General features: G+C 72.2%; 9 protein-coding genes and 2 pseudogenes. 6 read left to right on the forward strand and 5 right to left on the reverse strand.

All coding sequences use genetic code 11. The annotated features are described in order from the left end of the window. Positions 1 to 16 precede the first annotated feature (16 nt). Positions 17 to 202: pseudogene (locus tag ABZ478_RS25540) on the reverse strand (ABC transporter substrate-binding protein); the annotation flags it as partial. Positions 203 to 895: 693 nt separating this feature from the next. Between ABZ478_RS25540 and ABZ478_RS25545 the strand changes: the two are divergent. Continuing rightward, on the forward strand, positions 896 to 2128 hold the full coding sequence (locus ABZ478_RS25545) for an acyl-CoA dehydrogenase family protein (RefSeq protein ID WP_359552977.1): 1233 nt from the start codon (positions 896 to 898) through the stop codon (positions 2126 to 2128). 400 nt (positions 2129 to 2528) lie between these two features. Next, complete coding sequence (locus tag ABZ478_RS25550) at positions 2529 to 3635, forward strand: aliphatic sulfonate ABC transporter substrate-binding protein (RefSeq protein WP_359552978.1); 1107 nt, start codon at positions 2529 to 2531, stop codon at positions 3633 to 3635. Positions 3636 to 3870: 235 nt separating this feature from the next. Here the strand turns inward: ABZ478_RS25550 and ABZ478_RS25555 are convergent, their stop codons facing one another. After that, entirely contained in the window at positions 3871 to 4035 is a 165-nt protein-coding gene (locus tag ABZ478_RS25555; protein ID WP_359552979.1) for a hypothetical protein, read from the reverse strand. Positions 4036 to 4436: 401 nt separating this feature from the next. Between ABZ478_RS25555 and ABZ478_RS25560 the strand changes: the two genes are divergently transcribed. The 4 genes from ABZ478_RS25560 to ABZ478_RS25575 all read left to right on the forward strand — a co-directional run bounded on the left by ABZ478_RS25560 (position 4437) and on the right by ABZ478_RS25575 (position 7629). After that, positions 4437 to 5795: an MBL fold metallo-hydrolase gene (locus ABZ478_RS25560; protein WP_359552980.1), complete on the forward strand. Its 1359-nt coding sequence runs from the start codon at positions 4437 to 4439 to the stop codon at positions 5793 to 5795. Between the two features lie 53 nt (positions 5796 to 5848). Further along, on the forward strand, positions 5849 to 6214 hold the full coding sequence (locus ABZ478_RS25565; RefSeq protein WP_359552981.1) for a rhodanese-like domain-containing protein: 366 nt from the start codon (positions 5849 to 5851) through the stop codon (positions 6212 to 6214). Further along, complete coding sequence (locus ABZ478_RS25570) at positions 6211 to 6954, forward strand: sulfite exporter TauE/SafE family protein (RefSeq protein ID WP_359552982.1); 744 nt, start codon at positions 6211 to 6213, stop codon at positions 6952 to 6954. Before ABZ478_RS25565 ends, ABZ478_RS25570 begins: the two co-directional genes overlap by 4 nt. 99 nt (positions 6955 to 7053) lie before the next feature. Further along, on the forward strand, positions 7054 to 7629 hold the full coding sequence (locus ABZ478_RS25575; protein WP_359552983.1) for a rhodanese-like domain-containing protein: 576 nt from the start codon (positions 7054 to 7056) through the stop codon (positions 7627 to 7629). A 122-nt stretch (positions 7630 to 7751) separates the two neighbouring features. Here ABZ478_RS25575 and ABZ478_RS25580 read toward each other — a convergent pair whose 3' ends face one another. The 3 genes and pseudogenes from ABZ478_RS25580 to ABZ478_RS25590 form a co-directional block, all read right to left on the reverse strand. Continuing rightward, positions 7752 to 10397 (reverse strand): glycosyl hydrolase, encoded by a 2646-nt coding sequence (locus ABZ478_RS25580; RefSeq protein ID WP_359552984.1) that lies wholly within the window; start codon positions 10395 to 10397, stop codon positions 7752 to 7754. A gap of 140 nt (positions 10398 to 10537) precedes the next feature. Continuing rightward, a complete protein-coding gene (locus ABZ478_RS25585; protein WP_359552985.1) occupies positions 10538 to 11359 on the reverse strand; it encodes a sterol desaturase family protein in 822 nt (273 codons plus the stop codon). Positions 11360 to 11372: 13 nt separating this feature from the next. Then, positions 11373 to 11798, reverse strand: a pseudogene (locus ABZ478_RS25590) (hypothetical protein); the annotation flags it as partial.

Genomic DNA, 11798 nt, shown 5'->3' on the forward strand with positions numbered 1-11798 from the left:
CGTGGCGTGGGGACGGCTACTTGCTGGTCTTGGGCAGGCCGGGCGGGTTGATCTCCGACTTCGCCACGGCTTCGCCGGACGGGCCCCGGCGCTTGAGCACCTTCGCGTAGGTGCCGTTCTCGATGATCTTGTCGAGGGCGTCGGCGAGCGCCTTGACCAGTCCGTTGTCCTTCTTGGTGGTGGCCGCGATGAGGCCCTGGAGGGTTGAGCGAGCAGCAGCCCCGCGGACCGTGCGACGGCACACCTCGGGCGCTGGAAGAAGGGTGAGCGGATGGGACGACGCCGGGGCGCTGGACCTCGGCGGAAGAGGGCGGCGGCAGCGCGCGTCCGGTGTGTCCCGCGGGACCGTTCCCACGCCGGTCAGCGCGTGTCAGCGCGGGCGTGCGACGGTGCTACGAGGGGAGGAACCCGGTCCGCGACGGGGTGACCGGGAAAGGTGAGAGCCGGTCAGACGGCCCGCTGCCGCTTCAGGCGCAACACGCCGCGGACCACACCCGACCGAAGTCGATGTGGTCACGGGTGACCAGGCGCTGCTCGGCATTCATGCGCCCAATTGAGCAGTACATCTCGCGTTCCGTCAACCACGGCCCGGATGGCGGACGGGTGTTGAGCCGCTTCCGCGACCCGGTTCCGGGAGCCCGGCGGACGCGTTCCCTATAATTCCTATCGATTTACTAGGGAAGCGTTGACGGTTCCCCGGTGGGGTGCGCAGGATGAGGTACGAGTGCCCCGCGCCGCGACGACTCGTTCGCCGTCGGCACGTCCGCTCCGGTCACGTCCCCGGCGCCGCCCGCTGCCGGGTGCGAGGCACACGGCCGGTGCGTGGCGGCACGGGCGGACGGGTGAGCCGACTACCGCTGGAAGCCTTGCCGTTGACTTTGAGGAGACCGCCACCATGGGCGTTGCCACCGCGCCGTCCGGATCCCTTTCGGATACCGGCCCGACCGCGCCCGGCCGTGCGCACTGGCTGCGCGTGGCCCGCGAGTCGGCGGACGACCTGGCCACGGACGCGGTGGCCCGGGAGCAGGCGGGCAAGCCCCCGCTCGACGAGGTGTCCCGGTTGCGCGAGGCGGGGCTGCTGACGCTCCTCGTGCCGGCGGAGTCGGGAGGGGGCGGCGCGGACTGGGCCACGGCCTACGCGGTGGTCCGGGAGATCGCCGCGGCCGACGGCGCGATCGGCCAACTGCTCGGCGGCCACTACTTCCTGTCGTGGAGCGCCCGCTTTCTCACCGATCCCTCCCGTGCCGCCCGGCTGGAGCGGCAGTACGCCGCGGAGCAGTGGTGCTGGGGTGGCGGTCTCGCCCGTCAGGACTCCCCTCTGGCACTGACCAGGGCGCGCGGCGGCGGCCATGTGCTCAACGGACGGCAGAGCTACTCCACCGGAGTCCTGGTCGCCGACCGCCTCGCCGTGCGGGCGGTGCGGGCCGACACCGGCGAACCACTCGCCGTCGTCGTCGATCCCGCCCACCACGGCGTGGGTACCGGTGGCGACGCCGACACCTTCGGCCAGCGCCTCGCGGCCGGCGGCGGCGTGGAGTTCGACTCCGTACCGGTCGCCGCCGACGACGTGCTCGGGTCGCTGTCCGCGGACGAGGACATCCTGTCGCCTCCGACCGCCCTGGCCTCTCCGGTCGGGCGCCTCCTCTCGGTCCAGCTCCGTCTCGGCATGGCGGAGGGAGTGCTCGCCGAGGCCCGGGAGTACAGCAGGGCCGGGCGGTCGTCCCGGCACCCCTCCCGGCCGGCCGGCTCCGCCCAGGACCCGCAGGTGCTGGCCGCCTACGGGGAGCTCGCCGTCCTCACCCGCTCCGCGTCCGCGCTCACCGATCAGGCGCTGGAAGCCGTGCACGAGGGGCTGGCACGCGGCGCGGACCTGACCTACGACGAGTACGCGGACATCTCCGTCCTCGTCGCCATGGCCGAAGCCGCCTCCTCGCGGGCCGCGCAGGAGTCCACCGCCCGCGCCCTCGACATCGTCGGCGCCCGCTCCGCGTCCGCACGGCTGGGCTTCGACCGCTTCTGGCGCAACGCCCGGACGCACACCCTGTACGAGCCCGTCGCTCCCCGGCTCCGCGATGTGGGGGACTACTTCCTCAACGGCACGCATCCGCCGTTCGTCCTGCCCGTCTGACCGCTGCCGTCCATCATGCGAACACCCCCTTGGGGTGAGCGCCGCCTTCTGTCACGATCCCTAGCAACCAGGTAGGAAAACTAGGGAAGGCGGGGGTGTGCTCATGGAGTCGCCGAACCGCACACTCCTGTCGCCGCCCCCGCTGACCTCGCGTCGGCACATCGACTTCGGCCGCACCCGCAGTGCCATCTGTCGGCCTGTCTGAGCCGTCCGCGTACCCCGCCGGCCTCGGCGGGCGCGTCGCTCTCGCCTGACGTCCCTTCCGGCCCGCTCGCAGGCCGGGGACGACGTACCCGCCGCCGCGGACCGGCCGGGCGAGCCCACGCACCCGAAGGAGAGCGCGCAGCCCTGCCCGCTTTCCGCATCTCCTTGTTCATCCCTCCCCCGAGAGGACACCTCCGTGTCTGCCGCAAGACCGCTCACCATTTCACGCACCATCGCCGTCATCGCGGCGCTCCCCGTCCTGCTGACCGCCTGCGGGTACGGCTCCGAGTCGACCGACGACGGGAAGAAGAACGCGGTCGCGGCGGGTGCCGAGAAGCTCTCCACCGACGAGGTGAAGATCGGCTACTTCCCCAACCTCACGCACGCCACCGCCCTCGTGGGCGTGCAGGAGGGCTTGTTCCAGAAGGAGCTCGGCGGCACCACGATCAAGACCTCCACCTTCAACGCCGGCCCCTCCGAGATCGAGGCGCTCAACGCCGGGTCCATCGACATCGGCTGGATCGGCCCCTCCCCCGCCATCAACGGCTACACCAAGTCCAACGGCAAGAACCTGCGGATCATCGGCGGTTCGGCCTCCGGCGGCGTGAAGCTGGTCGTGAACCCGAAGAAGATCAAGTCCCTGAAGGACGTCAAGGGCAAGAAGATCGCCACGCCGCAGCTCGGCAACACCCAGGACGTGGCCTTCCTCAACTGGGTCGCGGAGCAGGGCTGGAAGGTCGACGCGCAGAGCGGCAAGGGTGACGTCTCCGTCGTCCGCACCGACAACAAGGTGACCCCGGACGCCTACAAGTCCGGCTCCATCGACGGCGCATGGGTGCCCGAGCCGACCGCCTCCAAGCTGGTCGCCGAGGGCGGCAAGGTGCTGCTCGACGAGTCGTCGCTGTGGCCCGGCAACAAGTTCGTGATCACGAACATCATCGTGTCGCAGAAGTTCCTGAAGGAGCACCCGGACGTCGTCGAGGCCGTGCTGCGCGGCTCGGTGAAGACGAACGAGTGGATCGACGCCAACCCGGAGAAGGCGAAGGCGTCCGCCAACAAGGCCCTGGAGGACCTGTCGGGCAAGGCGCTGCCCGCCGAGGTCATCGATCCGGCGTGGAAGTCCATCACCTTCCTCGACGACCCGCTGGCCTCGACCCTCGACACCGAGGCGCAGCACGCGGTGACGGCCGGCCTGCTCGACAAGCCGGACCTGAAGGGCATCTACGACCTCACGCCGCTCAACAAGGTGCTCAAGGCCGCGGGCAAGGACGAACTCGACCCGGCCGGTCTCGGCACCAAGTAGCGTCCGCCGACGGCGGCAGGCCCGGCCACGGGACCGGACCTGCCGTCCTCCGGCGCGACGGACACGGAGGTCCGGCCCGCCCCGACGCGCGGGGCCCGACGGACACGACCGACCGGCCCGCTCCGCCGTGCCGGGACACCCGCGCGTGACGTCACTGGGCTCCCACGAGCCGGCGCCGCGCCGTACCTCACCGCCTCACCGCCTCACCGCCTCACCGCCTCACCGCCTCACCGCCTCACCGCCTCACCGCCTCACCGGAGCTGATGATGCTCCCGGGATTCCGGTCGTTCCAGGCGATGCTGCCTCCGGTGCGCATCGCATCGTCGTAGAAGTCGTGATCGACGCCGAGAATGCTGATGACGTCGCCCGGTTCCAGGTCGGTCGCGCCGGTCCAGGTCACGGCGGCCTCCGAGAGGGAGAACTCTTGGACGTCGGCCTTCAGGGCTCGCCATCGAGCGGAGCGGACACCTGGGCGGTGCGCTGAGGCCCCGCCTGCCCGCTGACCGGCGGTGTCACGGTCTCGGGCCTCGACGGAAGAGTGCCGCGCCCGCGATGGAAGGCACGCCCCCCACGCTGCTCCCGACGGGTCCCACCTGCCCGTTCGGCTGATTCGCGATGACGACGGGGCCACGGCCCCATCCCGCGTACACCCCACGTCGGACCTCTCGGCGGCCGGGACCCGTCGATCCCGCGCTCTCCCCCACCACGGCGACGGAAAGGCGACAGAAATACCCCCCGGGGTACCCGTGTTACGGTGGATTACATACCCGGGGGGGTAATCTCCGTGGAAGGGGCATCTCCGTGTTCTTCATCGACACCATCGAGCTCGAGGGGCTGGGCAACCGCCATTACCTGGCCGGCGGCCGTGACACGGCCGTGGCGGTGGATCCGCCGCGCGACTTCGATCAGGTCCTGGCGGCGGCCGCCCGGCGCGGGGTGCGGATCTCGCACGTGGTGGAGACCCACATCCACAACGACTACGTCACCGGCGGCCTGGAGCTCGCACGGGTCACGGGAGCCGCCTATCTGGTGCCGGCCGGGGCGGACGTGGCGTTCGCCCGTGTGCCGGTGGGCGACGGCGACACGCTCGCCCTCGACAGCGGCCTCGAACTGCGGGCCGTCGCCACGCCCGGCCACACCCCGCACCACACCTCCTACGTGCTGCGGGAGGCCGGCGTGCCGGTGGCCGCTTTCACCGGCGGGTCGCTGCTGATCGGCACCGTGGGCCGCCCCGACCTGGTCGAGCCCCGCCTGACCGAGCGGCTGGCGCGCGCCCAGCACGCCTCCGCCCACCGTCTCGCGGCCGAGCTGCCGGACGAGACCCCGGTGCTGCCGACGCACGGCTTCGGCAGCTTCTGCTCCTCGGCGCAGGCGGAGGGCGACGCCACCACGATCGGCAAGGAGAAGACCGCCAACGCGGCGCTCACCCAGGACGTGGACTCCTTCGTCGCCCACCTGCTCGCCGGCCTCGACGACATCCCCGCCTACTACGCGCACATGGGCCCGGCCAACGCCGGCGGGCCGGCCCCGGTCGATCTGACTCCCCCGGCCGTCGCGGACGCGGACGAGATCGCCGCCCGGCTCGCGGCCGGTGAGTGGGTGGTGGACCTGCGCAACCGGGTCGCGTTCGCGCGGGGCCATGTCGCGGGGTCGTTCAATTTCGAGGCGGACGGCAAGATCGCCACCTACCTGGCCTGGATGATCCCGTGGGGCAAGCCGGTCACCCTGCTCGCGGAGTCCCCCGAGCAGCTGGCCGCCGCGCAGCGGGAGCTGGTCCGGGTGGGCATCGACCGGCCCGCCGCCGCCGCGACCGGAAGCCCCGAGCAGTGGGTGCCCGAGGGCGGACGGCCGGCCTCCTTCACCCGCTCCACCTTCGCGGGGCTGGCCGAGCGCGGTACGGACGGCGTCGTCGTGCTGGACGTGCGACGGGACTCCGAGCGGGCCGCCGGCCACATCGAGGGCTCCGCGCACATCCCGGTCCACGAGCTGCACAAGCGGCTCGCCGAGGTACCGGCGGGCACCGTCTGGGTGCACTGCGCCGGCGGGATGCGCGCCGGCATCGCCGCCTCGCTGCTCGACGCCTCCGGGCGGTACGTCGTGGCGGTGGACGACGGCTTCGACGCCGCCACCGCCGCCGGACTGACCGTGGTCACCGGCTGACCGCCCTTCGTCTCCGCCGTTCCGAACGTTTCGAACCCATGAGAGGTCGTCTGATGTCCCTCTTCCGTCGCGGCGAGGACCGCGTCACCGTCGACGAGGCCCGCCGGCGCGTCCTGGACGCCGAGGCGCCGGCCGTCCTGCTGGACATACGCGAGCAGCACGAGTGGGACGCCGGGCACGCGCCCGCCGCGGTCCACGCGCCGCTGTCCCGCCTGGCCGCCGGGGCGGCGCTGCCGGACGCGGCCCGGGGGCGGCCCCTGGTGGTGATCTGCCGCAGCGGGAACCGCTCGCGGCAGGCCGCCGGTCTGCTCGCCGGCCGTGGCGCCGAGGCGGTGGACGTCAAGGGTGGCATGAAGGCGTGGGCCGCCGCCGGGCATCCGGTCGTCGACGAACGCGGGAACCACGGCTCGATAGCATGACCGCTCTGCTCCTCGCGCTCGTCGCCGGTGCCGTCGTCGGCCTGGCCCTCGGTGGGCTCGGCGGTGGTGGCAGCGTCCTGGCGGTGCCCGCCCTGATCTACCTGCTCGGCCTCACCCCGGCGGAGGCGACCACGGCCGCCCTGGTCATCGTCACCCTGACCTCGGTCACCGCCCTCGCCGGGCACGCCCGGGACGGCAACGTCGTCTGGCGCACCGGTCTGCTCTTCGCGGCGGCCGGCATCGTGCCCGCGATGATCGCGGGGGCCGCCGCCGGACACCTCCCCCAGACCGTGTTGACCGCCGCCTTCGCCGTCGTCGCGGCCCTCGCGGCGCTGCGCATGCTGCGTCCCGCCCGTGCCGACGCCTCGGGCGCGGTGCGGCCCGGGAAGGCCGGTGCCGCCGGTGCCGGGCTCGGCGCGGTGACCGGGTTCCTCGGCGTGGGCGGCGGATTCCTCGCCGTACCGGCCCTGGTCGGTGTGCTGAACCTGCCCATGCGCCGGGCCGTCGGCACCAGCCTGCTGGTCATCACGATCAACTCGCTGGCGGCGCTCGGCGCCCGGGCCGGCAGCGGAACGCGTCTGGACTGGGCGGTCGTCGCACCGTTCACCGCGGCGGCGGTCCTGGGCGCCTGGGACGGCAAACGGCTCTCGCGGAATATCAGGGGCCAGGCCCTGCAGCGCCTGTTCGCCTGCGTGCTGCTCGCGGTGGCCGCCCTCATGCTCCTCGACGCGCTCGTCTGACCACGGCGGCGGCCCGGTCGGCCCGTGCGCGTACGCCTCACGACTTCAGCAGTCCGGCCCCCGTCCGGGGCGCCTTCACACACAAGGAAGAGATCCGCCATGACCACCCCCGTCACCCTCGACCCCCAGCAGGCCGGCTCCCGGCTGCACGAACTCACCGTCATCGACGTCCGCACCCCCGGCGAGTACGCCGGCGGACACATTCCCGGCGCATTCAACATCCCCCTCGACCAGCTCGGCCGGGCGCTGCCGGAGATCCGGGGGGCCGCCGAGCGCGGCGAGGTCCTCGTCGTCTGCGCCTCGGGCGCCCGTTCCGAGAACGCCTGCCGGACGCTCGCCGAGAGCGGCGTCCACACCGCCACCCTCGCCGGCGGCACCGGTGCCTGGGCCGCCCGGGGCAACGACCTCGACCGCCCCGAGGGCGGCACGCGGGCGACCTGGGGCATGGAGCGGCAGGTCCGCCTCACCGCGGGCTCCGTGGTCCTGCTCGGCCTGGCGCTGGGCGAGTTCGTGCACCCCGCCTTCCGGCTGCTGTCCGCGGGCATCGCCGGCGGCCTGGTCTTCTCGGCGGTGACCAACACCTGCGGCATGGCCGCCATGCTCGCCAAGCTCCCTCACAACCGGCCCCGCCAGGCCGACCTGGAGGCGACGCTCACCCGTCTGCGCGCCGGCTGATCCGGAACCGGCGGGCGCGCTGCCGCGTGCCCGCCGGTTCCGGTGAGCGGTGAGCGCCGTGCCGCACACTGCGGAGGGGTGACCCCGGGACCGGGATCACCCCTCGCGCGTCCGTGCTCGCGTCAGCCGAGGTCGCGCACCCTGATGGCGTGGATGCCGCGGCCGTGCGTGGCCGCGTACAGGGTGCCCCCGTCCGGGCTGAGCTTCAGCTGCAGCACGGCGACGGCCGGGAGGGAGCCGACGCGCTGCCACTTGGTGTGGCCCGGGGCGCGGTAGACAACGCCGAGGTCGGTGGCGAGGGCGAGCCCGCCGTTCGGGGTCACCACGACGGAGTCGGCCGGTACGTCGGGCAGGTTCGCCGAGACGTCCTTCCAGGTGGTGCCACCGTCGGTGGACTCGAAGACGTGGCCGTGACCGGCGCCGGGACCCTCGGTCCAGTGCCGCGAGAAGCCGTTGACCGCGAGGAAGACGTGGTCGGCGTTCCTCGGGTCGACGGCGAAGCCGCTGAGGTAGCGGTTGGGCACCGTGCCGTCCGCCCCGGTGGCCGGCAGGCCGATGTCGTGCCAGCCGGTACCGTCCGCGTTGCCGACGGCGATACCGCGGGCGAATCCGTCCTCGTTGCAGGGCCCGCACCAGGCCGCGTACACCTTGCCGCCCGAGGCGGCGACGGCGGTCGCGGTGCGGCCGGCGCCGAGGTCGTACACGCTCCGCCATTCGGAGCCGCTGCGGATGGCGTAGCCGTGGTCCTGCACCCAGATGTGGCGGCCGCCGGCGATCCAGGTCGCGCTGTTCCGCATGTCGGCGGCGAGCGGGGCGATGAAGCGGGCCTCGCCGGTGGTGTTGTCGGCCGGGGCGACGTTGTACGAGGTCGCCTTCGCGGGGTCGGTCATCCAGGAGCCGTCGTTCACGGCGCAGTTCTGGGTGACCTGGACGGCGAGGTAGACGTACTCCTCGGCGAGGTCGCAGCCGTTGGCCGGGTCGGTGAGGGTGTCACCGCCGTCACCGCCGAAGTTGGAGCCCATCACCTTGTCGTCGCTGCGCAGGACCGACTGGCCGTTGTCCTGCAGACCGCCGGTGACGGACACCCCGTGGTGGCCCGGGTCCTTGCCGACGCCGACCGAGTAGTACTGGAGGGTGTCGATGGTGCCGTCGTTGAGCGAGGCCCAGTCCGTGGCGTGGCCGGAGGAGTCCCGGGAGCCGTGCACCGGGCGCCGGTAGGCTCCGCCGTCGTTGCCGACGTAGACGTAACTCCTGCCGTGGTAGCGGCCGATCGCCACGCCGTGCTGGTCGGAGTGCGTGGTCTGGTCGCAGCTTCCGGTCTGCCGGGCGGGATCGATGTTCCAGCAGGGGAAGTTGAAGTTCCAGTAGGGGCCGACGGTGGACCAGGTGGCGCCGGCGTCCTTGGTCTCGTAGACCTCTTCCAGGCCGGCGTACACGTGCTCGGGGTCGGCCGGGTCTACGGTGAGGAACTGGTTGTACCAGGCCTGTACGCCCGGCATGTATCCCGCCGTGGTCAGGGCGGAGCCGTCGGCCGCGAGCTGCTTGTAGTCGGCGATCCTCGTCCAGGGGCCGAAGGGCGAGGCGGCGCGGTAGATGCCCTGCAGGCCGCTGTCCGGGTTGGTGGCCATCTGCTCGGGCGACTGGTCGATCGCGTAGTAGCGCGAGCCGTCGGCGGAGTGCGCGAAGGTGACGGTGCCGACGTTGTCGGCGTCGGTCGGCAGTTCACCGAAGCCGCTGGTGATCCGCTGCCAGTGGCCCGCGGTCCGGGTGTAGAAGCCGTTGTAGTCGTCACCGCTGCGCCAGCCGACGGCGAGGATCACCTTGGCGGGGTTCCTCGGGTCGATGGCGATGTCGTTGGTGATGTTCTTGTAGGCGGCGTCCTCCTCCGTCGCCTTCGGACCGCCCGGCAGATAGTCGGGGTTGGGCGCGAACTCCAGTTTCCAGGGGCCGCGGAGCTTCTTGGTGGAGTGGCTCCACACTCCTTCGCCGGTCGCCGCCCACACCTTGCCGCCGCCGAACCGCAGTTGGCGGACGGTGGTGCTCTCCAGCTCGTCGCCGCCGACCCGGCTGCGGGTGGTGAAGGAGCCGTGATGCGGGTCGGACAGCACGTACACGCCGCTGCCCAGATAGGCGTCCGCGTTGGTGTTGGCCTCGCCGGTGCCGAGCCACAGGCGTCCGGTGCCGTCCACGGCGAGCGCGCCGGTGGACTGCGAGGGCAGCCGGTCGCTGATGGACCGCCAGTGCCCGCCACCGGTCCGCGAGCGCCAGACTCCGCCGCCGGCGCTGCCCGCGTAGACGTAGCCGTCGTCGTCCGCGGCCATCGCGGCCATGCGCCCGGTGACGTTTCCGGAGCCGCCGCTGGAGTTGGAGTCGATGTCGCGGTAGCGGGGGTCGTCGGAGTTGTACGTCAGCCCGGTGACGTGCCGCCAACTGCCCTTGGTCCGCTTGAGGTCGTTCAAGGACTGCCAGGCGGCGCCGTAGGCGCCGGGCGCGACGACGCCGGGCGCGGTACGGGCCTCCGCGTACTGGTCGGCGCCTTCGGCTATCTCGTCGGCCTCGTTGCCGTCGTCCCCGTCCTCGGACTTCACCCGGGGGCTGACGGTCCCCACCGGGTGCTCGCGCTGGGCGGCGAGCCGGTCGAGGGTGCGGACTCCGAACGGACTGCCATGGCGACCGGGCGCGGCGCTCGCGGGTATCGCGACGAGCCCGGCGGTTGCGGTGATGGCACAGATCGTGAGCCATCGTCTTCTGCGGGTTGGTGCTGGCACCGGATCCTCCAGAACGGGTGTGGTACAGCCGTCGCAGGAGACCCGATCACGAGCGGTCGGGGCGGTCCGGTACTTGGCCAACTCTTTGTCCGGAACCTGTCATTTATTACCCAGGCATCCGGCAGGGACACGTGCGCGGATCACCCCTCGGCCCTGGGTGCCCAGCCGGGCGGCCCGAACAGATACCCGGCGCGCTGGCGCCAGTTCCGGGCCGTGCGGACGTCACGCCAGGCGGCCGTGTACTCGTGGAACGCCACCCGGACCGGGTTGTAGGTGCCGATGTTCTTCGTGAGGCCGTAGACCGCGCGTGCGCCCTCCGGTTCGAAGGTCCCGAAGAGCCGGTCCCAGACGATGAGGACGCCGCCGTAATTGCGGTCCCGGTACTCGTTGTTCGAGCCGTGGTGGACGCGGTGGTGCGAGGGCGTGTTGAAGACCAGTTCCACCGGACGCCACAGCTTGTCCACCCGCTCGGTGTGCAGGAAGAACTGGTAGACGAGGCTGAAGGCCTGCTGCAGCAGGATCATCCACGGCGGGATGCCGAGCAGCGCCAGGGGCAGCCAGAACGGCAGCCCCGTCATCGGTGTCCAGCTCTGGCGCAGCGCGGTCGAGAGGTTGAAGCGGACGCTGGAGTGGTGGACCACATGGCTCGCCCACAGCACCCTGACGCGGTGATGGGCACGGTGGAAGGCGTAGTACGCCAGGTCGTCGGCGAGGAACAGCACCGGCCAGGTCCAGGCCGAGGACGGCGAGAGCCGCCAGGGAGCGACGGTGAAGAGGGCCGCGTACACCACGACCGTCACCGCCTTCCACGGCACCGCGACGACCTGGCTGCCGGCGCCCATCGACATACTGGTCACCGTGTCCCGCAGCTCGTAGCCGCGTTCGTCGTCGTCCGGCAGGAAACGGTAGGACAACGCCTCCACGACGACGAGGAGCACGAACGCCGGTATCGCGTAGACCACGGCAGGGATCATTTCAGCGCACCGCCGTCCGGGGAGTCGTCGGCACACTGCGGGACAGCAGCTCACGCGCCAGGCGCTCGGCCGCCTCCGGCTCGCGTGCCTCGATGTACGACGCGAGCCGGAGCCGGGCCGCCACATCGAGGAGTTCGGCCGTCCGCAGGTCGCCGGGCACGTCGGCGACCGGCAGCGTGCCCTCGACAAGGCTGTTGAAGGCGAGCAGATAGGCGATGTTTCCGGAACCCTCCACGACCAGCCGCCACCAGGCGATGTCGGCGGCGCCCAGTTCGGTCAGATCGGGCCCGCCGCGCGCGTAGCGTCCCGCGGCCCCGACGATCTCGCCGGCGGCCACGGCTGCGACGAGCAGCGGAAGGGGCCATACGATCAGGCCGCGCAGCGCGTACACGGCGAGCACCGGTCGCAGCCGCGCGGGAACTACGGT

It is taken from the genome of Streptomyces sp. NPDC005706 (assembly GCF_040631045.1).
Taxonomy (GTDB): Bacteria; Actinomycetota; Actinomycetes; order Streptomycetales; family Streptomycetaceae; genus Streptomyces.